Origin of the sequence: Mycolicibacterium bacteremicum, from assembly GCF_002086115.1 — a bacterium.
GTDB classification, from domain to species: domain Bacteria; phylum Actinomycetota; class Actinomycetes; order Mycobacteriales; family Mycobacteriaceae; genus Mycobacterium; species Mycobacterium bacteremicum.
Genome location: NZ_MVHJ01000014.1, coordinates 65,146 through 90,435, shown reverse-complemented (window position 1 = coordinate 90,435; position 25,290 = coordinate 65,146). Strand labels below are relative to the sequence as shown.

The 25,290-nt window shown below is 68.9% G+C and carries 22 protein-coding genes; 7 read left to right on the top strand and 15 right to left on the bottom strand.

Annotated features, from left to right (window positions below; genetic code table 11):
• Positions 1 to 47 precede the first annotated feature (47 nt).
• The 5 genes from BST17_RS17660 to BST17_RS17640 form a co-directional block, all read right to left on the bottom strand.
• Positions 48 to 923, bottom strand: a complete 876-nt coding sequence (locus BST17_RS17660; protein ID WP_083060192.1) for a transglutaminase family protein — start codon at positions 921 to 923, stop codon at positions 48 to 50.
• Positions 920 to 3,580: a circularly permuted type 2 ATP-grasp protein gene (locus BST17_RS17655; protein ID WP_083060191.1), complete on the bottom strand. Its 2,661-nt coding sequence runs from the start codon at positions 3,578 to 3,580 to the stop codon at positions 920 to 922. Before BST17_RS17655 ends, BST17_RS17660 begins: the two co-directional genes overlap by 4 nt.
• Positions 3,580 to 6,894, bottom strand: a complete 3,315-nt coding sequence (locus BST17_RS17650; protein ID WP_083060190.1) for a transglutaminase family protein — start codon at positions 6,892 to 6,894, stop codon at positions 3,580 to 3,582. The genes BST17_RS17655 and BST17_RS17650 overlap by 1 nt, the downstream gene beginning before the upstream one ends.
• Before the next feature lie 42 nt (positions 6,895 to 6,936).
• Positions 6,937 to 8,280, bottom strand: coding sequence for a hypothetical protein (locus tag BST17_RS17645; protein WP_083060189.1), 1,344 nt, complete (start codon positions 8,278 to 8,280; stop codon positions 6,937 to 6,939).
• A 189-nt stretch (positions 8,281 to 8,469) separates the two neighbouring features.
• Entirely contained in the window at positions 8,470 to 8,967 is a 498-nt protein-coding gene (locus BST17_RS17640) for a winged helix-turn-helix transcriptional regulator (RefSeq protein ID WP_083060247.1), read from the bottom strand.
• 96 nt (positions 8,968 to 9,063) lie between these two features.
• Between BST17_RS17640 and BST17_RS17635 the strand changes: the two genes are divergently transcribed.
• Positions 9,064 to 10,248 carry a thiolase family protein gene (locus tag BST17_RS17635; protein ID WP_083060188.1) on the top strand — a complete coding sequence of 395 codons (1,185 nt, stop codon included), beginning with the start codon at positions 9,064 to 9,066 and terminating at the stop codon, positions 10,246 to 10,248.
• A 17-nt stretch (positions 10,249 to 10,265) separates the two neighbouring features.
• On the opposite strand, the gene BST17_RS17630 is transcribed toward BST17_RS17635, so the two are convergent.
• The 3 genes from BST17_RS17630 to aspS all read right to left on the bottom strand — a co-directional run bounded on the left by BST17_RS17630 (position 10,266) and on the right by aspS (position 13,929).
• On the bottom strand, positions 10,266 to 11,606 hold the full coding sequence (locus tag BST17_RS17630) for a hypothetical protein (RefSeq protein ID WP_133053553.1): 1,341 nt from the start codon (positions 11,604 to 11,606) through the stop codon (positions 10,266 to 10,268).
• 98 nt (positions 11,607 to 11,704) lie between these two features.
• Positions 11,705 to 12,157, bottom strand: coding sequence for a nitroreductase family deazaflavin-dependent oxidoreductase (locus tag BST17_RS17625; RefSeq protein WP_083060186.1), 453 nt, complete (start codon positions 12,155 to 12,157; stop codon positions 11,705 to 11,707).
• Complete coding sequence (gene aspS / locus BST17_RS17620; RefSeq protein WP_083060185.1) at positions 12,154 to 13,929, bottom strand: aspartate--tRNA ligase; 1,776 nt, start codon at positions 13,927 to 13,929, stop codon at positions 12,154 to 12,156. Before aspS ends, BST17_RS17625 begins: the two co-directional genes overlap by 4 nt.
• A 99-nt stretch (positions 13,930 to 14,028) precedes the next feature.
• Here aspS and BST17_RS17615 point away from each other — a divergent pair, with 99 nt between their 5' ends.
• On the top strand, positions 14,029 to 14,517 hold the full coding sequence (locus BST17_RS17615) for an SRPBCC family protein (RefSeq protein WP_207573665.1): 489 nt from the start codon (positions 14,029 to 14,031) through the stop codon (positions 14,515 to 14,517).
• Here BST17_RS17615 and BST17_RS17610 read toward each other — a convergent pair.
• Positions 14,514 to 15,989 carry a carboxylesterase/lipase family protein gene (locus BST17_RS17610; protein ID WP_083060183.1) on the bottom strand — a complete coding sequence of 492 codons (1,476 nt, stop codon included), beginning with the start codon at positions 15,987 to 15,989 and terminating at the stop codon, positions 14,514 to 14,516. The genes BST17_RS17615 and BST17_RS17610 overlap by 4 nt on opposite strands.
• A gap of 79 nt (positions 15,990 to 16,068) precedes the next feature.
• Here BST17_RS17610 and ypfJ point away from each other — a divergent pair, with 79 nt between their 5' ends.
• Both ypfJ and BST17_RS17600 read left to right on the top strand, forming a co-directional pair.
• Positions 16,069 to 16,968 carry a KPN_02809 family neutral zinc metallopeptidase gene (ypfJ, locus tag BST17_RS17605; RefSeq protein ID WP_083060182.1) on the top strand — a complete coding sequence of 300 codons (900 nt, stop codon included), beginning with the start codon at positions 16,069 to 16,071 and terminating at the stop codon, positions 16,966 to 16,968.
• Complete coding sequence (locus BST17_RS17600) at positions 16,965 to 17,504, top strand: DinB family protein (RefSeq protein WP_083060181.1); 540 nt, start codon at positions 16,965 to 16,967, stop codon at positions 17,502 to 17,504. The genes ypfJ and BST17_RS17600 overlap by 4 nt, the downstream gene beginning before the upstream one ends.
• 37 nt (positions 17,505 to 17,541) lie before the next feature.
• Here BST17_RS17600 and BST17_RS17595 read toward each other — a convergent pair whose 3' ends face one another.
• On the bottom strand, positions 17,542 to 18,432 hold the full coding sequence (locus tag BST17_RS17595; protein ID WP_083060180.1) for an acyl-CoA thioesterase: 891 nt from the start codon (positions 18,430 to 18,432) through the stop codon (positions 17,542 to 17,544).
• Positions 18,433 to 18,535: 103 nt separating this feature from the next.
• Here BST17_RS17595 and BST17_RS17590 point away from each other — a divergent pair, with 103 nt between their 5' ends.
• Genes BST17_RS17590 through BST17_RS17580 form a run of 3 tightly spaced genes read left to right on the top strand, consistent with a single transcriptional unit; the run spans position 18,536 to position 21,574 of the window.
• Positions 18,536 to 19,153: a TetR/AcrR family transcriptional regulator gene (locus tag BST17_RS17590; RefSeq protein ID WP_083060179.1), complete on the top strand. Its 618-nt coding sequence runs from the start codon at positions 18,536 to 18,538 to the stop codon at positions 19,151 to 19,153.
• A gap of 58 nt (positions 19,154 to 19,211) precedes the next feature.
• Positions 19,212 to 20,333, top strand: a complete 1,122-nt coding sequence (locus tag BST17_RS17585) for an acyl-CoA dehydrogenase family protein (protein ID WP_083060178.1) — start codon at positions 19,212 to 19,214, stop codon at positions 20,331 to 20,333.
• On the top strand, positions 20,330 to 21,574 hold the full coding sequence (locus BST17_RS17580; protein ID WP_083060177.1) for an acyl-CoA dehydrogenase family protein: 1,245 nt from the start codon (positions 20,330 to 20,332) through the stop codon (positions 21,572 to 21,574). The genes BST17_RS17585 and BST17_RS17580 overlap by 4 nt, the downstream gene beginning before the upstream one ends.
• On the opposite strand, the gene BST17_RS17575 is transcribed toward BST17_RS17580, so the two are convergent.
• The 5 genes from BST17_RS17575 to BST17_RS17555 are packed head-to-tail and all read right to left on the bottom strand — an operon-like array spanning position 21,571 to position 25,205.
• Positions 21,571 to 21,945, bottom strand: a complete 375-nt coding sequence (locus BST17_RS17575; protein ID WP_083060176.1) for a hypothetical protein — start codon at positions 21,943 to 21,945, stop codon at positions 21,571 to 21,573. The genes BST17_RS17580 and BST17_RS17575 overlap by 4 nt on opposite strands.
• Positions 21,942 to 22,862, bottom strand: a complete 921-nt coding sequence (locus tag BST17_RS17570) for a carbon-nitrogen hydrolase family protein (protein ID WP_083060175.1) — start codon at positions 22,860 to 22,862, stop codon at positions 21,942 to 21,944. Before BST17_RS17570 ends, BST17_RS17575 begins: the two co-directional genes overlap by 4 nt.
• A 42-nt stretch (positions 22,863 to 22,904) precedes the next feature.
• Positions 22,905 to 23,537: a TetR/AcrR family transcriptional regulator gene (locus tag BST17_RS17565; RefSeq protein ID WP_083060174.1), complete on the bottom strand. Its 633-nt coding sequence runs from the start codon at positions 23,535 to 23,537 to the stop codon at positions 22,905 to 22,907.
• Positions 23,534 to 24,373 carry a carboxymuconolactone decarboxylase family protein gene (locus BST17_RS17560; protein ID WP_083060173.1) on the bottom strand — a complete coding sequence of 280 codons (840 nt, stop codon included), beginning with the start codon at positions 24,371 to 24,373 and terminating at the stop codon, positions 23,534 to 23,536. Before BST17_RS17560 ends, BST17_RS17565 begins: the two co-directional genes overlap by 4 nt.
• Before the next feature lie 7 nt (positions 24,374 to 24,380).
• Positions 24,381 to 25,205, bottom strand: a complete 825-nt coding sequence (locus BST17_RS17555; RefSeq protein WP_083060172.1) for an alpha/beta fold hydrolase — start codon at positions 25,203 to 25,205, stop codon at positions 24,381 to 24,383.
• Between the last annotated feature and the right edge of the window lie 85 nt (positions 25,206 to 25,290).

Genomic DNA, 25,290 nt, shown 5'->3' with positions numbered 1-25,290 from the left:
GCCGCTAGCAGGTGCCCGTTGCGGCCCGCGCCCAAACCTCGGATGGCTCAGTTCGGCGCAACGTCGACCGAGACCTCGATGACGCTACGCTCCGATTCGGTGTAGATGATCCCGCGCAGGGGCGGCACATCGGCGTAATCGCGCCCGAATCCCACCACGATGTACCGCTCGTCGACCATCTGGTCGTTGGTGGGGTCCAGGCCCAGCCAGTGGTTCTGTGGCGTCCACACCGAGGCCCAGGCGTGGGTCGCGTCGACGCCGACCATCCGCTCCTTGCCCGGCGGCGGATCCGTGGCCAGGTACCCGGACACATAGCTGGCCGCCAACCCGTTGGCGCGCAGACAGGCGATGGCCAGTCGGGCGAAGTCCTGACACACGCCCTCCCGGGCCGCGAGTACCTCGGCGACCCCGGTGGAGATGGTCGTCGAACCGGACCGGTAGGTGAAATCGGCGAAGATGCGCGCGTTGAGGTCGCGCAGTACCTCGATCAACGGTCGCCCCGGGACGAAACTCGGTGCCGCATAGGCGCGCACCTCATCGGTGATTTCCGGCGGGGCGAGGTCGAGGGTGAACTCGCAGGCCAGCGCACCGTCCGGGCCGACCGGCCGGGAGATCTCCCACGGGGCGCGCGCAGCTGCACCGTCGTAGAGCTCGGACCCCGGCGGATCGACCTCCACCACCGAACGACTGGTGACGCTGAGCATGCGGTGCCGCTCGGTGACGTGGAAGTAGGAACTCAGATTGCCGTAGCCGTCGCGGCTGGTCGACCGGTCCGATGCCTCGGGTTCGATCACCAACTCGTGGGACAGCCTGCGCTGGCCCGCCGATTCCCGCGGGGTCAGGAATCCGCGGCCGTAGGAGCTGGTGACGTCGGCGGAGTACCGGTAGGTGGTCCGATGGGTGATCTCATAGCTGCGGGTCACGGCAGCAACCTCCGCTCATCGGGTCCCCACAGCGGCTGCATGCCGGTGGGCAGCGACAGGTGGGCGGCGGTGATCAGGTTCGACAGCTCGCGCAGGTCGGCGTGCAACCCGTCGAGCAGGTCGGTCAGTTCCCGCCGGATGCCGTCCGACCCGACGATCTCCAGATCGTCGGGATCGACCCGGCGCAGCCGGGCGGTGATCTCGTCGGCCAACCGTTCCGGGCGCGACGAGCCCGATGCGGACGGCAGCCGGCGCAACCCCTGGTGCAACCGGTCGAACTGGTACACCAACGACCGCGGATTCTCGGCGTCGAACAGCACCAGGTCCGCCACCGCCGAGATGCTCACCTTGCCCAGCATCCGGCGCCGGTAGATGACCGACGACTCACAGGCCACCAACATGGACTCGGTGACGGTCTGCTCGGCGCCCGGCCGGCGCGCCGTCGTCACCGTGGCGCGCAGCAGCGCGGTCAACCCCAGTCCCCGCTCGATGCGTTTACCGATGTCCATCATCGTCCAGCCAATGTCCTGCACCATCGACTCGGCGGCCATCCCCGACAGCGCCAGCATGCCGGCCAGGGTCTGGGTGTGCGCGGTCAACAGATAGGCGTCGCCGGCCGCCTGCGACTCGGGTTGGCCGGCCCGCGACCCGACCGCCCGCTCGACGGCGGCCAGCACCATCCAGGTGTCGTTGGACATCTGGTCGCGCACACCGCGGGCAGCCATCCCCAGCCGTTCGACCGATTGCGCCAGCGAGCCGGGCCGGCGCCGGTCGGCGGTCAGTGACCACAGGGTGCTCGGCGCTGTCGCAATGGCCTCCAGGTCATCGCTGCCCACCGCGGTGTCGGTGCCGGTGATCGCCCCGATGGCGTCCAGCAGTACGGGCACACACTGACTTTCGACCATGTCCTGGCGGTAGCGGAACTCGTGGTAGCGCTCCCGGGTGACGGTCAGCAGCCGGGCCATGTTCTCGGCGCGTTCGGCGTACCGGCCCAGCCAGAACAGATCCGACAGCACACGCGGCGAGCTGACGGCCGCGGTAGCCGACCGGGTCACGGCCGGAGCCGCCCCGACGGCGAGCTCCAGCGGGGCCAGGTCCACCGCCGGCGTCGGCACCGCCTGGGCGCGATCCGGCGTGCGGATCCAGACATCCTTGGCCGCAACGGTGTCCAGCGTGTAGGCGGCATTACCGGGCGCCGGCAGGAACCCCAGGCCACCGGTCATCGGCGCGTACCCGCCGCGCTGGGCCACCGTGAACAGCCGCATGCCGACATCGGCCGCCGACACCCCGCCGGGCAGGAAATCGGTGGGGGCCGAGGAGAATTGCGGCAGTTCCTGGCCGACCCATTGCCACGGGGCGGCGCCGATGCGGGCCGCCAACTCCGCCCGCGCCGACACCGACAGCGCGGGCCCGACGATCGTCGTGCCACCGGTGACCGGTTTGATCAACAGCCCCGACAGGTGCGCCAGCAGATGCGAACGCTCCACATCGATGCCGCCCCAGTACATCTGCGGGGACGCCAACTCCGGCGTCTCGCCCACCAGCAGGTCGGTCAGCTCCGGCAGGAAGCGTTGCAGGCCGGGGCTTTCCAGGATCCCGGACCCGAGCGTGTTGACCACCGTGGCCGCTCCGCGGCGCAGCACCTCGACCAGACCGACGACGCCGAGCCGGGAATCGGCGCGCAGCTCCAGCGGGTCGACGTAGTCGGCGTCGACCCGGCGCAGCACCACGTCGACACGTTTCAGGGTGCCCAGCGAGCGCATCCACAATCGGCCGTCGCGCACCACCAGATCGGCGCTCTCGACCAATGGGAAACCCAGCACGCTGGCCAGGTAGGCCTGGTCGAAGGCCGTCTCGGAATGGGTGCCCGGGCTCAGCACCACCACCACCGGCTCCTCGGCGGTCTCGGGCGCGGCATCGATGAGCGCCAACCGCAGCGTCTGCGCCCACGGTGAGGCCGGTCGCGGGGCGATGCGTTCGTACAGGTCGGGGGCGGCATGCGCGATGACGCGGCGGCCGGCCAGTGCGTACCCGGCACCCGACGGTGCCTGGGTCCAGTCCGCGTTCACCCGGAAGGCACCGTCGGCGGCCCGGCTGACATCGCAGCCGTGCAGGAACAGCTGATGCCGACCCGGCACCACGATGCCGTGCGCGGCACGCACGTAGGCGGGGTGGGCGAACAGCAGCTGCGGGGGCAACACCCCGCTGGTGAGGCTGCGACGCGCGCCGTACAGATCGGTCAGCACGGCGTCGAGCAGCCGGGAACGTTGCACCAGACCGGCTTCCAGGATGTCCCAGTCGGCGCTGGAGATCAGCAGCGGCAGGGCATCCAGGTGCCAGGGCTCGGCGACACCGGTCTCGTGGGCGGTGCCGTCGGCAGGGGTGCGGTGGTCGTAACGGACATAGGTGATGCCGTCGTCGTCGACGAGACTGCGCACCGTCTCGCGCAGCCGGTTCAGCCCGTCGCGGCCCCGGTCGCCGACGCATTCGGCCAGCTCGTGCCAGGCCGGCCGGACATCGCCCGCGGCGTCGACGAACTCGTCGTAGCCGTTGCCGACCGTGCCGCGGACGTCGAACAACGCCTGCTGGGCGCGGCGACTCCGGTACCCGGAGAGCACGTCCTCGGCGCGTGCCGTCATGTCTGTACGTACAACCATCACCGCAGAACGGTACGCACCCGGCGCAGATCCAATATCCCGGGCGCGCCCATATCGGTGGATTGGCGGGCCTGCTTCTCGGCCAGATCGGCCAGATCGACCCGGCCGGGCGTGAACCCGGTCGCCTCGAACCGTCGGCCGCGGCGCGACTCGGCCTCCACCGCGTTGACCGGCGGGGTGTCATAGGAGCGGCCGCCGGGGTGCGCGACGTGGTAGGTACAGCCACCCCGGGAGACACCGGTGGCGGCGTCGACGAGTTCGAACCGCAGCGGCCCGTCGACCGTGATGGTGGGGTGCAGCGCACTGGGCGGCTGCCAGGCGCGGTAGCGCACCCCACCCACCTGGATGTCGGTCTTGTCGGTAGCCAGCAGCGGAACGGGGTGCCCGTTGACAGTGACGATGTAGCGGTTGCGGTCGGCGCCGACCAGCCGGACCTGGACACGTTCCACCGAGGAGTCCACGTAACGCGCGGTGCCGCCCGCGGTCGCCTCCTCACCGAGCACATTCCACGGCTCGATCGCACCGCGCAGCTCGATCTCCACCCCGTCGAACACGGCGGTGCCGATCCGCGGGAACCGGAACTCGGTGAACGGGTCCAACCAGCTGGTGTCGAAGTCGATACCGTGCTCGCGCAGATCGGCCGCCACGGCGGCGATATCCTGGATCAGGAAGTGCGGCAGCAGGTATCGACCGTGCAGGTTGGCTCCGTGCCGGATCAACGGGGCGCGCAGCGGTTCATCCCAGAACCGCGCGACCAGGGCGCGCACCAGCAGTGACTGCACCATCGCCATCTGGTGGTGCGGCGGCATCTCGAATCCGCGGAGCTCCAGCAGCCCCAGCCGGCCCCGCGGACTGTCCGGGCTGTAGAGCTTGTCGATGCAGAATTCGGCGCGGTGGGTGTTGCCGGTGATGTCGGTGAGCAGATGCCGCAGGGCCCGGTCGGTGACCCAGGGCTGTGCCGCGCCGATCCGTGCCAGCCGGTCGATCTCGGCGAAGGCGATCTCCAGCTCGTAGAGCGCTTCGGTGCGCCCCTCGTCGACGCGCGGGGCCTGTGAGGTGGTGCCGATGAAGCGACCGGCGAACAGGTAGGACAGCGACGGGTGGCGCTGCCAGTAGGTCAGTAGCGACACCAGCAGGTCGGGCCTGCGCAGCAGCGGTGAGTCGGCCGGGGTGATGCCGCCCAGGGTGATGTGGTTGCCCCCGCCCGTCCCGCCGTGGCTGCCGTCGTAGTCGAACTGCTCGGTGGACAGCCGCGCCAGCCGCGCCTGGGCGTAGAGCGTCTCCAGTTGCGCCCGCTGTTCGGCGAAACTGGCCGTCGGAGCGACGTTCACCTCGATCACGCCGGGGTCCGGGGTGACCGTCATCGAGGTGAGCCTGCTGTCGTGCGGCGGACCGTATCCCTCGACGACGACCGGGGTGCCGATGGCCGCGGCGGCCGCCTCCACCCGGGACACCAGGTCGACGAAGGCCTCCAGCGTGTCGGTGGGCGGCAGGAACACATACAGCAGTCCGTCGCGGATCTCGGCGACGAGCGCGGTCGGCGGTGCGTCCTCGGCGTCCTGCACCTCGGCCTGCGCCTGCCGGGCGGGTCCGGAGGCCAGGGTGCCGTGCTGGGTCAGCGGATCCGACTCGTAGGTGGGCGGCGGGGCGTGCCAGCTGATCGAGTTCAACGGCAACCGCAGGCCGGCCGGGGAATCGCCCTCCAGCAGCACGATCCGGCCGCGCCGCAGCGTCCAGTCGGCGCTGGCCCACCCCGAATCGTCGTCGCGGCGGTGCAGCGGCAGCACATGGGCAGCCGGTTCGACGACGGGCTCGTCGAGCCGGGCCAACAGCGCCGCCCGCTGTCGGACACCATCGGCGGCCAGGTCGTCGGCCGCGGCAACCGGTTCCCCGGCGGGCCGGCGGACCGCGCCGGCCAGCCGACCCAGCGCGTCCTCGAAGGCCGGGCGGACCTGGGTGACCGGCAGGGTCAGCCCGTCGGCGACGGCCGCCAGCAACTCGGCGTCCACCCCGTCGGCGACGGGCGGGGCTGGATCCACCGCCCAGGGGTCGGCCAGCAGCGCCGGATCATTCCACAGCTGCTCCCCGTCGGTACGCCAGAAGAGCCCGATCTGCCAGCGCGGCAACGGTTCCCCCGGATACCACTTGCCCTGGCTGCGCTGTACCAGACCATGCGGCGCCCACACCTGGCGCAGCCGCTCGACCAACACCGAGGCCCGCTCGCGCTTGTGTGGACCGTCGGCCGCGGTCGTCCACTCCGGGTCGGTCTGATTGTCGACGGACACGAACGTCGGTTCGCCGCCGACGGTCAGGCGCACGTCGCCGGCGGCCAGCCGGGCGTCGACCTGTGCACCGAGGGTGTTGATCGCCGTCCAGGTCTGCTCGGTGTAGGGCAGTGTGACGCGCGGATCCTCGTGGATACGGGTGACCACATTGCTGAAGTCCAGCGTCGCCTCGGCGCGGCCGGTGGCTCCGGTGATGGGCGCCGCGGACTCCGGGTGTGGGGTCGCCGAGAGCGGGATGTGCCCCTCCCCGGCGAACAGGGCCGAGGTCGGATCCAGGCCTATCCAGCCGGCGCCCGGGATGAAGACCTCGGTCCAGGCATGCAGGTCGGTGAAGTCGGCGGCCGGGCCCGACGGCCCGTCGAGGGCCGCGACATCGGATGCCAGCTGCACCAGGTACCCCGAGACGAACCGGGCGGCCAGGCCGAGCTGTCGCAGGATCGACACCAGCAGCCAGGCCGAGTCCCGGCAGGACCCGATCCGGGAACGCAACGTGACATCCGGTGTCTGCACGCCGGGTTCCATCCGGACGCTGTAGCCGACGTCGGCGCGCACCGCGGCGTTGAGCTTGACCAGGAAGTCGATCGTGCGGGTGCCCTCGCCGACGGCGAAGTCCCGCACCCACTGCTGGACGAGTTCGCCGGGGCCCGAACCGTCTTCACCCTCGTCGACCGGACGGAGATAGGGCTCCAGGTCGGCGAGCAGTTCTCTGGGATAGCGGAACGGGAAATACTCGGCCCACTCCTCGATGAAGAAGTCGAACGGGTTGATGACCTTCAGGTCGGCGATCAATCCGACGGTGATGGTCAGGCTGCGGGCTCGATCGGGAAACACCAACCGCGCCAGAAAGTTTCCGAAGGCATCCTGTTGCCAGTTGATGAAATGGTCGGCCGGCTCGACCTGCAGCGAATACGCCTCGATCGGGGTGCGCGAGTGCGGCGCGGGGCGCAGCCGGACCACGTGTGGATGTAACTCCACCAGCCGGTCGAAGGTGTAGCTGGTCCGGTGTTCCAGCGCCACTTTGATGCCCATGCACCGAATCCCACCACAGGATCGGAGCCACCGCAGCGCGGCTTATTCCATGACCGCCGTGAGGTCGAAATCGTAGAAGGCTTCCTTCACCGCTTGCATCAGTGCCTCTTTGGTGTTGGGCGCCCCTGGCTCCCAGGCCGCCACCGAGATGCACACCGCCCCGCCGACCGTCCCGGCCGCCAACAGCATCCGCCCACCCATGCGCTCCAGATCCGTTGCGGTGATGCCCGGCTCGGGAGAATGGGCGACGAAGATGTCCGCCGGTGTCCCATCGGGCCGGTTCACCTGCTCGGGCAGCGGACCGCTGTTGGATGAGCCGATCGGTTTGCCGACCTTGAGGACCAGCTTCTCCAACCGGCGTAACAGGAACTTCGGTGTGTAGGGCGCCAGCGGCAGCGGCGCCAGCATCTGCTCACGGGTGTCGGCCAGCTCGATCAGCGCGGCCTTGATACCGCCGCGGATCGGACCCAGATCCTCAGGGGCCACCTTCGGATCGGCCATCACGGTGATCGTGTTGAGCGCATTGCCGCGGGTGTCCCCCGGCACCCGCTCACTGACCGGTAGCGACAGCATCGCCCGGCCGTCGGCGTCGACACGTCCGGTGATGGCCCCGACACGGGCCGCGATGCCGGCCAGCAGCGCATTGCTGGTGCCGCCGAGGGCTTTGGCGCGGGCGTCCCATTCCGCGGCGTCGACGCGCACCGAGACCGTCGGCAGGTTCACGGGCCCGCCCGAGGTCGCGCGACTGCGCGTCACCGGCACCGCCCTGGCCGATTCGGAGAGCTCGGCGGACTGATCGCGGGCCAGCCGAGCCGCACCGATCACCGCGGCGGGCACCTCACGCACCGCGCGGGCGGTGATCGCCAGATCGCGGCGCAGCGCCGCGCGCCTGGACCGCGCACCGGCCTGCGGATAGTTCAGGTGACGTCCGGTGCCGTCGACGGCGTGGGTGATGGACTCGATGAGCGCCGCGGCGTCGGCCACGGTGTGCGAGACCACCAGGGTGACCACGGATCCGCCCTCGGCCAGCGGTTGCACCCCCAGATGCCAGGGCGGTCCGTGTTCGGGATCCACCGGCACCGCGGCGCGTTCCTCGACGTACTCCCACACCTCGCCGCGATGCCGTTCGACCGCCGAGATGTCGATGCCCGCCGAATCACCGCAGGACACCCAGTGGTGACGACCGAGCGGAACCGACGAGCGTTCCAGGCGGCGGCCGAGCAGACCGTCGGCCAGGTTGCGCTGGAAGCGTCGCAGGCCGTCCATGTCGACGCCGCGTTCGTAGATCCAGATGTACTGGATGACCGGCCCGCGGCCCAGCGCGCGCAGCGCCAGATAGGAACCCTGATCCATATAGGCCAGCGTGTTGTCGGCTGGGTGGTTCATACGCCCCAGGGCCCTTTCTCGCCACGGTCTGTCGTCGGCACGTGTGGGCCCCCCTGCACGCACCGACGCTGAGCGGGCCCTCAGCAGGTTGCTGCTGACCCGGGCGAAATTTTAACGGATAGGTCAATATTTCGGGCGAAGATGCCCCGGGTCGTCAGACCGTACCCCGAAACCGCACACCGCGGGCTGTTACGTCACGGCGTCCGCGTCGTCGTGTCGGCGTGGGACCAATCGCATGCCCAGTTCGTCGAACGGAACCGAATGACCCTTGTCGCAGACGATTTCGACATGCGCGTCGGCACCACAGCCGCGATGCCCCAACCGCAGCCTGCCGTTGTTCGGCAGATGGGTGCGACCCCACTCGAACATCGCCCAGACCACCGGGGTGAAATCGACACCGGCCTGGGTCAGCACGTATTCGTGCCGGGTTCGCTGCCCGGGCTCCCGGTAGGGGCGCTTGCTCAGCAACCCCGCCGCCACCAACTCCCCCAGCCTGGCCGAGGTGGCCGCCTTGGTCAGACCGACCCGACGGGCGAAATCGTCGAATCGGGTGGTGCCGTAGTAGGCCTCCCGCATGATCAACATCGTCGACTTCTGCCCGGCGAGCGACATCGTCTTCTCGATCGGGCATTCACCGATGGCCGACCACGCATCGCGGTCACCGAGCGGACCCTCCAGAACTGTCATGTACATCACCCTAGGCGCTGGGTTGTTAGAACCATACTCAGGTGTTACATCTGAGTATAGGAAGCAGTACTCAGCGGTGAGTGAGCAGGAGGAGACATGTCCGGATACTCGGATCGCGACGCGGTCATCGTCGGTGCGGTGCGCACCCCGGTCGGCAAGGGCAAGCCGGGCGGCGCACTACACGGGGTACTCCCCGCGGATCTGTTGGCGCACAGCCTGCGCGAACTCATCACCCGCACCGGGGTCGACCCCGCGCTGGTCGACGATGTCATCGCCGGCGCCGTCACCCAGGTCGGCGACCAGGCCGTCAACATCGCCCGCAACGCCCTGCTCGGTGCGGGATTTCCGGAGTCGGTGCCCGGCACCACGGTGGACCGGCAGTGCGGCAGCAGCCAGCAGGCCATCAGCTTCGCCGCCCAGGGTGTGCTGGCCGGCGCCTACGACATCGTGATCGCCGCAGGCGTGGAATCCATGTCGCGGGTGCCGATGGGCTCCTCGGTCCTGCCCGGCAGCGACCCGTTCGGCCACGACATGGCCGCCCGCTACCCCGAAGGGCTTGTGCCGCAGGGTATCAGCGCGGAACTGATCGCCGCGAAATGGCAGCTCTCACGCACCCAGCTCGACGAGTTCTCCGCGGCCAGCCACGAGAAGGCCGCCCGGGCGACCAAGGACGGGTCCTTCGACAACGAACTGGCCCCGATCGCCGGGCTGCACTCCGATGAGATCATCCGCCCCGGCACCAGCGTGCAGACGCTGGCCGGTCTGCGGCCGGCGTTCTTCACCGAGGCGTACGCGGCCCGCTTCCCGCAGATCTCCTGGGAGATCACCCCGGGCAACTCGTCACCGCTGTCCGACGGCAGTGCCGCGGTGATGATCACCAGCGGTGCCACCGCACGGCGACTCGGGCTCACGCCGCTGGCCCGCATCCACACCGCGGTCGTCGTCGGGTCCGACCCGCTCTACATGCTGACCGGCGTCATCCCGGCCACCGAGAAGGTGCTGCACAAGGCCGGCCTGGCCATCTCGGATATCGACCTGTTCGAGGTCAACGAGGCGTTCGCGCCGGTCGTGCTCAGCTGGGCGGCCGACACCGGAGCCGACCTGGCGAAGGTGAACGTCAACGGTGGCGCGATCGCCATCGGGCACCCGCTCGGCGCCAGCGGCGCGCGCATCATGACCACCCTGGTCAACGCGCTGGGACAGCGGGGCGGACGCTACGGCCTACAGACGATGTGTGAGGGCGGCGGCATGGCCAACGCCACCATCATCGAACGGCTCTGAACTCTGACGGCGGACGTTCACCATTCGACCTCCGGCGTCAGCCCGAAGTCGGCGAAGGCCGTTGTGACGGCCTCGGCCAGGGCCGGCGCCGAATTGGGTCCGCCGACCTTCCACGACGCGATACTGATGGCGGCGGTTCCGTTGGTGATCGTCACGCCGAGCGCCAGATGCCCGCCGCGGCGGGCGAAGGCCGCCTCGGTGACCCCGTTCTCGATCATCCGGCCGATGAAGAAATCCGCCTCGTTACCGTCGATCCGGCTCAGCGACGGCGGCATCTCACCGGCATTCGAGCAGCCGATCGGCAGGCCCTCCTGCAACACCGCCTTCTCGACGGTGGCCATCAGGAACTTCGGCACGAACGGGATCAGCGGGAGCGGGGCCATCATCGCCTCGCGGGTGGCCTGCATCTCGACCAGGGCGTCCTTGACCGCCTTGCGCAGCGGTCCGAGATCGGCGACCACGGTTTTCGGGTCCACCGTCACGGTGATGACGTTGAGCGCATTGCCGCGGGTGTCACCCTCGGTCCGCTCGCTCACCGGGAAGGTCAGCATCACATTCCCGTCGGCGTCGACGCGGCCCAACTCCAGGCCCAGCCGAGCCGCCAGCGCGGCGACCATCGCGTTGCGGGTGCCGCCGAGCGCGGCGACCCGCTCGTCGAACGTCGCCACGTCGATGCTCGCGGCGACCATCGGCACCGTCACCGGTTCGGTGGATCCCGCGGACGCGGGTACCCGCCGCCTGGGCGGTCTGGGCTTGCCGGCGCTCTGCTGCTTATGCAGGCGCGCGGTCCCGGCCAGCGCCGCCGGTATCCCCAGCAGCTCACGGGCCGTGGTGCGCAGGTCGGCGCGCAACGCCTGCCCTCGGGTCCGCGTCCCGGACGCCGGGTATCCGAGCCCCCAATCGGTACCGTCGACCGCGGAGACGATCGACAGGGTCGAGGCGGCACCGTCGGCGATGGTGTGCGAGAACACCAGCGATACCGCGGCGCCGCCGCCGACCAGCGGTTGCACCGACAGATGCCAGGCCGGCCCGGTCTCGGGATCGACCGGTACCTTCGCGCGTTCGTCGGCCCAGTTCCAGACCTCGGCGCGGGTGCGTTCGGTTGCCGCCACGGTGATCCCGTCAGGCCCGGGCCAGGACACCCAGCGGTGCCTGCCGAACGGCAACGGCGAACGTTCGATCCGCCTGCCCAGCAGGGTGCGCCCGAGATTGCGCTGGAAACGCCGTAACCCGTCCATGTCGACGCCACGCTCGTAGATCCACACCGACTGGCCGACCGGTCCGCGTCGCAGCGCCCGGAGCGCGACATAGGACGCGTGGTCCATGTAGTCGACCGTGTTCGATTCCGACGTGCCCACCACAACCCCCATCCGGTGACGTATCGGGGGTGAGAGTACGGCCGGCTACCCGTCGGCGCGCGTCTTTGGCAAAGACAGCGCCCGGGCCGGCGGCCGCGCTACGTGCGTACGAGCTCGAAAAGCGGTATCGCCCGCGACGTCTTGGCCTGGTACTCGGCGAAGACCGGGGCCCTCTCGACGATCTTCGGATACGTCGCGTCCCGCTCGTCGTCGGGCAGTTCCCGGGCGGTGACGTCATAGGCGTCGGTGCCGATCTCGATGTGCGCCTTCGGGTTGGCCCGTAGGTTGTGCACCCAGGCGGGATGCTTCGGCGCACCCGCGTACGAGCCGACGATGAGCACCTTGCCGTCGATCTCCAGGTAGGCCAACGGCGAGAGCCGCGGCTGACCCGACTTCGCACCGACCGTGTGCAGCAGCACCAGGGTGCCGCCCTCGAACGGACCGCCGACCTTGCCCCCGTTGGCCCGGAACTCCTCGACGATCTGGCGGTTGAAATCGTCGAGCGCGGACGCGTCGGCGACCAGTTTGTCCTTGTCGATGTCGTCTGTCATTTCGGGTCCAGCTTCTCCGGCTTGGCGTCTATTCCCGCTTCCTTGCGCTGCAGCGCGGTGATCGGCGCGGGCGCGTCGGTCAGCGGGTCGACACCGCCGCCGGACTTCGGGAACGCGATGACCTCGCGGATCGAGTCGGTCCCGGCCAGCAGCGCCACGATGCGGTCCCAGCCGAAGGCGATGCCGCCGTGCGGCGGGGCACCGAAGGTGAACGCGTCCAACAGGAATCCGAACTTGTCGGCGGCCTCATCGTGGTCGATGCCCATCATCGCGAACACCCGCTCCTGCACGTCGCGGCGGTGGATACGGATCGACCCGCCGCCGATCTCGTTGCCGTTGCAGACGATGTCGTAGGCGTTGGCCAGTGCCGAGCCGGGGTCGGAGTCGAAGGTGTCCACCGAGCCGGGCTGCGGTGCGGTGAAGGCGTGGTGCACGGCGGTCCAGGCGCCCGAGCCCACCGCGACATCGCCGGAGGCGGTGGCGTCATCGGCCGGCTCGAACAGCGGCCAGTCCACCACCCAGGTGAACGCCCACGCCGCGGGATCGATCAGGTCGAGGCGCTTGGCGATCTCGATGCGGGTGGCACCCAGCAGCGCGCGGGCCCCCTTGGGGGAACCTGCGGCGAAGAAGACACAGTCACCGGGCTGGGCGCCGACGTGGGCGGCCAACCCGTCCCGCTCGGCGTCGGAGAGGTTCTTGGCAACCGGACCGCTCAGCGTGCCGTCCTCGCCGATCAATACGTAGGCCAGGCCCTTGTGACCGCGCTGCTTGGCGAACTCCTGCCAGCCGTCCAGCGTGCGACGCGGTTGGCCGGCACCGCCGGTCATCACCACCGCACCGACATACGGCGCCTGGAACACCCGGAAGCTGGTGTCGGCGAAGTACTCCGTGCACTCGACCAGCTCGACACCGAAGCGCAGGTCCGGCTTGTCGGAACCGAACCGCCGCATCGCGTCGGCATAGGTGATCCGCGGCAACGGCACCGGCAGGTCGTAGCCGATCGTCGCCCACACCGCCCGCAGCACCTGCTCGGAGATCGCGATGACGTCATCGGCCTCGACGAAGCTGAGCTCCATGTCGAGCTGGGTGAACTCGGGCTGCCGGTCGGCGCGGAAGTCCTCGTCGCGGTAGCAGCGCGCGATCTGGTAGTAGCGCTCCATGCCCGCGACCATGAGCAGCTGCTTGAACAGCTGGGGGCTCTGCGGCAGCGCATAGAAGCTGCCGGGCTGCAGCCGCGCGGGGACCAGGAAGTCGCGGGCGCCCTCCGGGGTGGACCGGGTCAGCGTCGGGGTCTCGATCTCGACGAAATCGTGCTCGGCCAGCACGCCGCGCGCGGCAGCATTGACCTTGGAGCGCAACCGGATTGCGTTGCCCGGGCCTTCGCGGCGCAGGTCCAGATAGCGGTACTTGAGACGGGCCTCCTCGCCGGCGGTCTCGTCGAGCTGGAACGGCAGCGGTGCACTCTCGCCCAGCACCGTCAGCTCGGTGGCGTTGACCTCGATGTCCCCGGTCGGGATCTCGGCGTTGGCGTTACCCTCCGGCCGCACCTCGACGACCCCGGTGACCGACACGCAGTACTCCGCGCGCAGCCGGTGCGCCTGCTCCAGAACGGTGGCCTCCCGGAACACCACCTGCGACACCCCGGACGCATCGCGCAGGTCGATGAAGATGACGCCACCGTGATCGCGTCGGCGCGCCACCCAGCCCGCCAAGGTCACGGTCTGACCGGCATCGGTGGACCGCAACGAACCGGCGGGGTGACTGCGCAGCACGAAAAACTCCTGATGTCTGGGTGGGGATGACGACTGCTCAGTCTAGATACGCCTCCCTCACCGGGTCGACGCCGTCCCGGTTAAGGTCGGCTGGTGGCGATGTATCCGTGCGAGCGTGTCGACCTGGACTTCATCTCCGATGCGCCGTTCCGCTTCGTCAGCACCGTCGATCTGGCCATCACGCCGGAGCAGGTGTTCGAGGTGCTCTCCGACTCGCAGTCCTGGCCACAGTGGGCCTCGGTGATCACCAAGGTGGTCTGGACCAGCCCGCAGCCGTATGACATCGGCACCACCCGCACCGTCACCATGCGCGGCGGTATCGTCGGTGACGAGGAGTTCCTGGCCTGGGAACCGCACAGCCACATGGCGTTTCGGTTCAATCAGGCATCGACCAAGAGCATCGCCGCTTTCGCCGAGGACTACTGGATCGTGCCCACCGACCGGGGTTGCCACCTGACCTGGGTGATGGCGATGAAACCCAATGGCAGCGCGGCCCGCCTCGGCATGACCGCAGGCCGGCCGGTGATGGCCTGGATGTTCCAGCGCTTCCTGCACAACCTGCGGCGCTACACCGACGCGCGCTACTAGTAGACGCCCTCCCATGCCGCCCGGCGCACCGCATCGGGATCGGCGACGGTGACATCGCGCGCCGACCGGATCACCCTGGTCTGCCGGGTCCGGGTGTCGAAGCGGGGCCACTCGCTGAGTCCGTCGGTGGCGAAGTCCAGCCAGGTGCGCTGCATGCGCCTGCCCACCGATGGTTGCACCCGGCGCCCGAGCGGGTGCAGCTTGCGGCCCAGATATGAGCTGTAACTGTGCTGGATGTGCACGATCTCACTGCCGTGGGTGGCCCCGAGGCCCAGCGCCTTGAGCGTCCAGGTGGTGTGGTCGAACCGGTACATGTGCGTCGGCGCATCCGCACTGTAGGCGTCGACGAAGGCCCAGGTGGGTGCGCCGAACATGGCGTCGGAACCGAAGTCGACCAGCGCCCGGCGGCGTGGAAATCCGGGATAGCCGGCGAGCACCCGGTCGCGGGCATCCGGCGCCCAGCGGGTGAAGAATCCGTCGACCCCGGCGACGGTGGTGGGCAGCATCGGCGGCTTACCCCAGGCGAACATCGAGGCCTCGTGGCTGTTGGTGCCGATGATCAGCGGGACGGGTTCGACCGCGCCACGGCGGGCCGCCTCGATCGGGTGGTGCGGCAGCAGGTCGACCCCGTGGGTCAGCCCGTAGGCCAGCGTCGGGGTGTGCGCGACGCTCGCCAGTTGCAGCGTGCCGGCGGCGCGGCGCAACCGGCGCTGCGGCAGCGCCTTGACCTCGTCGGCCTCGACGCCGAGTTCGGCCAGGAAAGCGTGCGACTGCCGGGCCCGCGACTCCCGGTCGGCGATCAGCGGCAACGCCGGGCTCTGCGCGATGGCCCGGTCGAACAGCCCGGTGGCGGCCGGGCTGGCCAGCAGCGCCAGCACCGAGGTCGCACCGGCCGATTCGCCGAACACCGTCACCTGGTGCGGGTCCCCGCCGAACGCGCCGATGTTCTCCCGGATCCACTGCAGCGCGGCGATCTGGTCGCGCAGGCACAGGTTGTCGTCGAATCCCGGTCCGAGGTCGCCGAGTTCGAAGCCGCCGAAGACACCGAGCCGATAGGTCACGTTGACGACGACGACGTTGCCGTTGGCGGCCAGTCGCGAACCGTTGTACAGCTGCAGTTGGCCCGCGCCGTACACGAACGCGCCGCCGGGGATCCACACCATGACAGGTAGCGACGCCGAGACGTCGGGTGACCAGACGGTCACCGTCAGACAGGCCTCGTCCCGGATCTTCGGGTCGTCGCGGCCGCCGCCGACGAAGGAGCGGCCCTGCGGCGGCAGCGGCCCGTGGTCGATGGCGTCGCGCACACCCGCCCAGGGCTGCAGGGGTTGTGGACCGCGGAACCGCAGATCCCCCACCGGTTGCTCGGCATAGGCGACACCGCGCCACACCCCGACACCGCCCTCGGTGGTTCCGCGTAACAGGCCGTGTGTGGTCGGCACGATCGTCGACAGTTCGGCGACAGAGGGCACCCCCGAATCGTAGTGTGGAAAGCTGAGCCCGGCCTGAACAGGAGACGGCGCCGACACGTCAGATGGGTTGGTGGGGACGATGACCTTCAACGAAGGCATGCAGATCGACACGAGCACCACGTCGAGCAGCGGACGGGGCGGCGGTGGTGGCCGACGCATCGCGGTCGGCGGCGGGATCGGTGGCCTGCTGCTGGTGGTGGTGGCGTTGTTCCTCGGCGTGGACCCGGGCAGCGTGCTGCCGCAGGATCAGGGGGCGGGCATGGACACCCAGGGGGTCTCCTCCCCCGGGTTCGATCTGAGCCAGTGCAAGACCGGTGCCGATGCCAACGAGCTGGCCGAGTGCCGCGTGGTGGCGACCGGTAACTCGCTCGACAGCGTGTGGCCCCAACTCCTGCCCGAGTACACCCGGCCGAAGGTGCACCTGTTCAGCGGCGGGATCGAGACCCAGGGGTGCGGTTTCGCCGACAGCAACGTCGGCCCCTTCTACTGCCCGAATGACCAGACCGCCTACTTCGACGTCAGCTTCTTCGACGTGCTGCGCGATCAATTCGGTTCCAGCGGTGGACCGTTCGCCCAGGAGTACGTGGTGGCCCACGAATTCGGCCACCATGTGCAGAACCTGCTCGGGGTGCTCGGTCGCGCCCAGCAGGACCCGACCGGACCGACCGGTGGCGGCGTGCGTACCGAACTGCAGGCCGACTGCTACGCCGGGGTGTGGGCACACTACGCGGCGATCACCAAACAGGACGGCACCGACGTCCCGTTCCTGGAACCGTTGAGCGACAAGGACATCGCCGATGCGCTGTCGGCGGCCTCGGCGGTGGGCGACGACCGGATCCAGGAGGCGGCCACCGGGCGGGTCAGCCCGGAGTCCTGGACGCACGGCTCCTCCGAGCAGCGACAGCAGTGGTTCACCACCGGTTACCAGACCGGTGACCCGAACAAGTGCGACACCTTCGCGCCCGGCGCCTTGCGGTGAGCGATATCGAACCCGACACGAAGGACTGGACCTGGGTTCTGTCCCGGGCCTGTCCGGACTGCGGTTTCGACCCGGCGCGGGTGCAGCCGACCGGCGTGGCCGGGCGGATCCGTCGCGATGCGGCGGCCTGGGTGACCCGGCTGGCCCAGCCCGGCGTGCGGACCCGTCCGGCGCCGGGAGTGTGGTCCAACCTCGAATACGGTTGCCACATCCGCGATGTGCACCGCATCTTCGACCACCGCGTGCAGCTGATGCTGACCGAGACCGATCCAGAGTTCCCGAACTGGGACCAGGACGCCACGGCCATCGCCGATGACTACGGGTCCCAGGATCCCGCGGTGGTGGCCGGTGAACTCGTCGATGCGGCGACCGTCGTCGCCGACCGCTATGACCAGGTGCCCGAGGACGCCTGGTCGCGGCGCGGGTTACGAAGCAACGGAAGCGAATTCACCGTGGCCACCATCGCCGTCTACCACCTGCACGATATCGTGCACCACGCCTGGGATGTCGCGCGGGAAGTTCCACCGAAGCGGTGACCGCGTGAGCCGGCCGGCCCGGCCTGGTCGCGGGCAGCTACAGCCGGGACTGATGCTTGATGTCGGTGTCGCTGGTGCGCAGCGGACGGATCAGCCCGTCCTGGGTGAACGAGGCCAACAGCTCGCCCTCCTCGGTGTGCACCGTACCCCGCACATAGGACATGCCGGCGCCCACCTGGGTACTCTCGTGCCCGTAGAGCAGCCAGCCCTGCCACTGCACCGGCTCATGGAAACTGACCGAAACGGTCATCGGCGCGGTCGACACCGTCAGATGCGCCTGCGCCGTACCGATACCCTCATGTGCTCGCATGGTCGTCGAAATCCCCAGGTGTCCAGTAAAATACGCAATCAAGGCCTTGGCGAGTTCAGCACGCGCCGGAATGGGATCGTAGTGCAACCAGGCGTGCAGTTCAGGCGGACCGACCTCATCGGGACTGTTGACGTCCACGACGTCGACCAGCCGCACCTGACGGCCGTCCATCGGCATGATGGACGGCTGGGCGTCCTGCGGTCCCACGACCTGCGCCTTGGGCAGGTGATGGCGGATCACGTCGCCGGAGGGCACGTCGGCCAACACGGTGACGGTGATGCAGCGCTTGCCGTTCTGCGATGCGGTGATCACCGCGGTCGCCGTGGAGCGTCCCTCGGAGATGACGTCGATGTCCAACTCGACCGGCGGACCGACCAGCACCACCCTGGCGAACACCGCGTACACCGAGCGCACCGATTTGTCCGGGAAGCGGCGCGCGGCGGCGACGATCGCCTGGGCCAGCACCTGCGTGCCCTCGACCACCTGACGATCGTCGGCGTCGGCAAGCCCGGTCTGCGCGATGAAGCGGTTGTCCCCGTCGGGTTGCGGTTCGAACAGGTCCAGCAGGCCCTGCACCGTCCATTCGACCGGACTGGTCGTCGGCTCCGACGTCGTCATAGGGTCCCTTTCTCCATGTCGGCGAGTCCGCGATGCGCACTCTACGAAAACGGTAACGTCATTCTCACCGCTCGCACAACGGGTCCAGGAGGCAGGGGCATCCATGGCTGACGCCGAGGCGTCCGAATCCCGGCAGGTCCGGTTCATGAAATGCGCGCTGGCCATCCTCGGCGAGACCGGACGCACCGATTTCACCGTGCTGGAGGTGGTCGAGCGCTCCAAGACCTCACTGCGGTCCTTCTACCAGCACTATTCGAGCAAAGACGAATTGCTGCTGGCGCTGGTCGACAAGATCTTGAGCGAGTCGACCGCGCGCTGGCGCGCCGATATCGCGGATCTGGACGCGCTGGCGGCCCTGCGGATGCTGGTCGAGCGGATCAGCGCGCCGGCCGCGTCGAGCAAGCAGGACAGCATCAATCGCGGCCTGACCTTCTTCAACGATCACCTCGCCGAGACGCTGCCGCAGGAGTACGCCAGGGTGCTGGCACCGCTGCACGCCCTCATCAGGGACATCATCACTGCCGGGATCGCCGAGGGTGTGTTCCGCGGCGGGCCGGAGACCGACACCGACACGACGGCGGCACTGATCATGCAGACCGTGCTGGGTGCGCTGCGGCTGCGCACCCTGGGCGCCGAACTCAACGGCACCCCGATCGAGGGCAGGCACATTTTCGAGTTCTGCGCCCGCAGCGTGCTGGCGGATCCTTCGCACCAGCTCTGACGCGTGGTAACGTCATTACCGTCTTGGAGAATCAGCCTCGCAGAAGACGGAAACGCATATGACAAACCCCGAGCAGATGCTGTTCACGTCGACGGCGCAGGCCTTCCTCGAGAAGGAAACGCCGCTGAGCCGCGTACGGGAGATGCAGGCGGCCGGTGTGTCGTTCGACCCCGCCTGGTGGCAGCGTGCCGCCGAACTCGGATGGGCCAGCCTGCTGGTTCCCGAGGAACTCGGCGGGGGAAGCGTGTCCGGAGACGGGGTGGCCGATCTCGCGGTGCTGGCCGAACAGGCCGGACGCAGTGTGGCACCCGGGCCGCTGCACCCGGTCAGCGTGGTGTTGGCCGGGCTGTGCGAGGCTCCCGAGAATCACGAGGACACCATCGAGTCGCTGGTTGCCGGTGAGGCGATCGCCAGCTGGGCGGTGTACGAACCCGGACGGCCGTGGTCACCGCTGCAACCGGGGCTGTCCGCCACCGCCGTCGGGGACGGCTACCGCTTGGACGGGGTGAAGGACCGTGTCGAGGCCGGGGATTCGGCCACCGTGCTGCTGGTCACCGCGGCGGTCGACGGGGTCGCCCGACAGTTCCTGGTGCCCACCGACACCGCCGGGGTGACCATCGAGGCGCAGCAGTCGGTGGACATGGTGCGCCGGTATGCCAGGGTGTCGTTCGACGGCGCCGAGGTACCCGCCACTGCGGTGGTGGGAACGGCTGAGCAGACACCCGCGGTGATCGAACGGCAGCGCCAGGTTGCCCTGGTGCTGCAGTGCGCCGAGATCGTCGGGATCCTGGATTCGGTGTTGGCCATGACCCACCAGTGGCTGTTGGACCGGCACAGTTTCGGCCGGCCGCTGGCGTCCTACCAGGCACTCAAGCATCGCTTCGCCGATATGAAGCTGTGGTTCGAGGCGGCCCGGGCCACCACCGCCGGCGCGGTCGAGGCCGTCGGCAACCGGTCGGAGGACGCGCCGAAATTGGTCAGCGTCGCCAAAGCCTATGTGGCCGAGCGCGCCCCGGTGATGCTGCAGGACTGCGTGCAGTTGCACGGCGGGATCGGCGTCACCTGGGAGCACGATCTGCATCTGTTCCTGCGCCGGGCCACGCTGAACCGGGCGATGTTCGGTTCACCGGAAGATCATCACCGTGCCGTCTTCGAACTGAGCCGGAAGGTTCCCGCATGACCGAGACCGTGACCTCCACCGAGACCGTCGCCGACTTCGGGGCACGGGCGCGCCGCTGGCTGACCGAGAACATGCCGCCCATTGATCCGGAGAACCCGCCGTTCTCGGTGCGCGCCGAACAGCAGTCCTGGGACCGCGCCAAGGAGTTGCAGCGCAAGCTGTACGAGGGTGGGTTCGCCGGGATCTGCTTCCCGCGCGAATACGGCGGTCTGGGTTTGGATTACGCGTATCAGAAGGCGTTCAACGCCGAGTGCCGGTTCTTCGAGATGCCGCTGATCCTGAACACACCGTCGTTCACCATCTGCTCGGCGACCATCCTGGACGTCGGCAGCGAGGAACAGAAGCGCGACCGCATCTCGGCGGCCATCCGCGGGGACGAGATCCTGTGCCAGTTGCTCTCCGAACCCAGCGGCGGGTCCGATCTGGCCGGGGTGATCACCCGGGCCGAGAAGGTCGGCGACAAATGGATCATCAACGGCGCCAAGACCTGGAGCACCAGTGCGTTCGCCGCGGACTACGGGTTGATGCTGGCCCGTACCGACTGGACCGTGCCCAAGCACGAGGGGCTGACGATGTTCCTGGTGCCGCTGAATGCGCCCGGAATAACGATGCGGCGCATCACCGAGGTGAACGGCAACGAGGAGTTCTGCGAGGAGTTCTTCGATGGGCTGGAACTCGGTGACGATGCCGTGGTCGGCGCGGTCAACGACGGCTGGACCGTGGCGTCGCGGCAGCTGCATCACGAGCGGCGCGCGGTCGGCGGCGGGTCCGAGTTCGCCAGTGGCACTGGGGCCGAGAACGCCAGCGAGATGCCGCCGAACCATGTCGCGACCGCCGAGGCGACGGGGCAGGCCGATGATCCGCGGGTGCAGGATCTGGCCGGCCGGGCCCTGGTCCGCCGCATCGTCAAGGATCAGCTGATCGAGCACGTGACGAAGTCCATCGGCAACGGATCGCTGCCGCCCAACGCCGGGACGCTGATCCGGTTGATGCACGCCGAGACCACCGAGCTGGAGATCGACACCGCGCTGGCGATCGCCGGGACCGCCGGCGTGGTCGACGACGGGTCCGGCATGTTGGACATCGGGGTCCGTTACCTGTCGCGCCAGACCGGGTCGCTGGGCGGCGGCACCTCCGAGATGGCCCGCAATGTGATCGGCGAGCGGATCCTGGGATTCCCGCGCGAGCCTGCCGCCGACCGCGGGGTGCCGTTCAATCAGGTGAAACGGAACAAGAGCTAGAGCGCACTCACCGCTGCCCCGACCAGTCCCACACTGGTCGCCACGAACGACAACAGGCTCACCGCCTGGAATCCGCGCGTCCGGGATACCGTGTCGCTGAATGCCATCGGCAGGAACAGCGCCGGGTTCAGCAGGGTGCCCACGATGACGAGCACGGCGATCCAGGTGGTCAAGCCGGGCACCGCCAAGCCCACCGCGATCAGGATGACTCCCATCATGATGAAGTCCAGGTGCGCCTGCATGATCCGGCGTGGGGCCACGATCCCCCACCGCGTGATGAGATCCGGCGCCAACAGATTGCCCGCGACCAACCAGCCCAGCAGTGCCCCGAAGGCCAGTTCGAAGAGTCCCACCTGGACCAATACGCTCATCGCGCCACCGCGTTCCTCTCATACCAGCGTCGGCCGTGCAGCCGCTGGTAATGCCATACCGCCGCCGGGAGGGCGCCGCGCCGGTGCAGCCAGAACCGTTGCGGCGCAACGTACACCGGGTGCTGTCGGCCGAGGCTGATCTCGGCCAGCACCACGCCTTCGCCGTCGGCGCGGGAGCGCCGGGCGAGTATGTTGCCGGCGGCGTCGGTGATCAACGCATTTCCCTCGAAGTGCCCGCGATAGCGCACCGGCAGCCAGGGCATCGGACACTCCAGCTCACCGACATGCGCGGCATGCACCACGGGCGCCCCGATATAGCGGGCGAAATCGGCTGCGGCCCGGTGCGCGGTGGCCGCATTGGACGCTTCCAGACGCTCGAACAGGCGCCGCGGCGGCCACGCCGGAATCGACCACCAGCCCGAGCCGGTCATGGCGAGATCGATTCTGCCCGTGAGCCGGCGAACAGTCTGGGTACGCATCAACTCCCAGCAGACGGCGGCACCCACCTGGTACCCACCGGCGGTCAGCACCCCGTCGTCATTCCCGCCGGTGTAGATGGCGTTCTCCCACATCGTCGGGAGGTCCTTGTCATGCCTGCCGACGATGCCGGTCGCGTCGGCGAGCAGATACGCGTTGCGGATATGGCCGTCGACGTCCCGGCACAGGAATGAACCACCGACCATCGCGCCATGCCGGCGCGCCAGTTCGCAGAGCAGGTCGGCCGCCGGGCCGTCGGCCGGGAGCGCCGCGTCGACCAGCTCGCGCAGGAAGCCGATGCCGGTGGTGAAGAACTCCGGCAGGGCGATGACCTTGGCCCCGGACCGTCCTGCCTCGTCGGCAAGCCGTTCGCACGCAGACAGATTCGCCGCCACATCACCGGGCACCGCATCCAGTTGCACCGCCGCCGCCAGCACCATGTTTTGAACGGTACTACTAAATTGAACGCTACTACAAGAACTTTATCCGGTGCGTAGCCCGCGGATCACGATGTCCCGCCCGACCGCGAGCACCCGCTCCAATTCGGCATCGTCGAGGGCGAGCCGGTCCGGCCGCCAGCGCGAGCCCAGCACGCCGTTCCACGCCGACCACAGGAACACCGAGGTGCGACCCGGATCGGGACAGTCGATCTGACCGGCGGCATCGGCGCGACGCAGGGCGTCGGCGACATCGGCGACCAGTGCCTCGACCTTGTCGGCGATGCGCTGTTCGACCTCGCCGGCGAGTTCTCCCGGCGGCATGTCCACCGCGCGCAGCGCAACCATCCGGAAGTGGCCCGGGTTTTCCAGGTTGAACCGGCAGTAGGCGTCGCTCGCAGCGATCAGCTGTTCGACCGGGGTGCGATCCTCGGTGTACGCCTGCGCCATCACCTGTTCGTTGATCTCCAGGGCGCGCTCGACCAGGGCCAGATACAAGGTGTCCTTGTTGCCGAAGTGGTGATAGATCGACCCGACCGCCACCGCGGCCTCCTCGGCGATGGCGTCCATGGTCACCGTGTGGAAACCGCGCTCGGCGAACAGGCGCTGGGCGGCCTCCAGGATCGTCGCGGTGGTCGCGAGGGTGCGCCGGTCCGGCCGCCGAGCGGGTCGAGTCACGGGTCAAGGCTACGGCTGGTCCGGCACCCGTCTCGGAAACGACTCGTCGCCGCACCTACGGCCGCGGCGACCGTGACCTCAAAAATCTCGTCCTCGCTGTGGCCCGCCGCACGCAGCCGACCGACGTCGTCGTCGTCGATCGCGTACGACGTGTTTCGGACCTTGCCCCCGTAGTCGGACCACTCCGTTGGCAGCCCCTCCCCGGTGACGGCTGCCGTCCGCAGCGCCGGACCTGTCACCGCCGGCGCTTCGAGCACCCAGGTTCGGAGCGTCTCAGCTGTGCCGTCATGGCGCACTGACGGCCCGTCGGCGAGCAGAAATCCGGGGAACCGGTATCCGAAGCGGTGCAATGCGCGAGTCCCGCTGCGCAATTCGCCTTCGCGCAGCACGAAGCCGAACGCATTGGCCAGTCTCGCGATGATGTTGAAGACGAGGTCGACACGCAGCGCTTCGATCACGGCGTCGGGTGGCAGACCCGGAGGGCGCGTCAGCTTCTGCGTACGCAGGAAGTCCCGCATCGCCACGACCTCCGGCCGAAACGATGCCGGATCTGCGGGATCGACCGCGCCACCACTGGCAACCCTGGTCAGCTCGGCGTGCGTCTCGATGCAGAAGGGGCACTGCAGAAGTTCCGCGGTCGACATGGCGAAGTACTCCCGCTCGGCGGCCGACCAGAACGACGGCCCGCGCATCGCCGGCACGGTGATCGCCAGTAGCGGGCGGGTGAGAAAGCTCGGCCGGTACAGCAACGTCCGCACGATGTCCGGGCCGCCGGTCACGGCGAGGAAGAGCTTCGCGCGCCGTCGGTGGCCGTGGTCGAGGATGCTGAGCCGCATGGTCCGTCTAACCCCGGATGAACTCCAGCAGGTCGGCGTTGATCACGTCGGCGTGCGTGGTGGGCATGCCGTGCGGAAATCCCTCGTAGGTCTTGAGGATTCCGTTGGGCAGCAGCTCAGCCGACAGCGGGCCCGCGTCGGCGTACGGCACGATCTGATCGTCGTCGCCGTGCATGACGAGCACCGGAATGGTGATCTTCTTCAGGTCCTCGGTGAAGTCGGTCTGCGAGAACGCCACAATCCCGTCGTAGTGCGCCTTGGCCCCGCCCATCATGCCCTGGCGCCACCAGTTCTCGATGACGGCTTCCGAGGGCTCGACGCCGTCGCGGTTGTACCCGTAGAACGGCCCCGACGGCAACGCCCGGTAGAACTCGGAGCGGTTGGCCGCCAGCTGTGCCTGCAGATCGTCGAACACCTCCTTGGGAAGTCCGCCCGGATTCGCCTCGGTCTTGACCATGAGCGGCGGCACCGCGGCGATCAGCGCGGCCTTGGCCGCCCGACTCTCACCGTGACGCGCCAGGTAGTGCGCGACCTCACCGCCGCCGGTGGAGTGCCCGACATGCACGGCGTCATGCAGGTCGAGGTGCTCGACGACGGCGGCCAGGTCGTCGGCATAGTGATCCATGTCGTGGCCGTCGGCCACCTGCGCGGAGCGACCATGGCCACGCCGGTCGTGCGCGACGACGCGATAGCCGTGCGACAGGAAGAACAGCAGCTGGGTGTCCCAGTCGTCGGCCGACAGCGGCCAGCCGTGGCTGAAGACGATCGGCTGCCCGCTCCCCCAGTCCTTGAAGAAGATCTCGGTCCCGTCGGATGTGGTGATCATCGGCATGCCGGAAGTGTATTCCGCGTCGCGCCGGCCCGCTGCAACCCTCAGACATCCGCTCGTGCGCAACACCTTTCGCCGACTGAGCCGA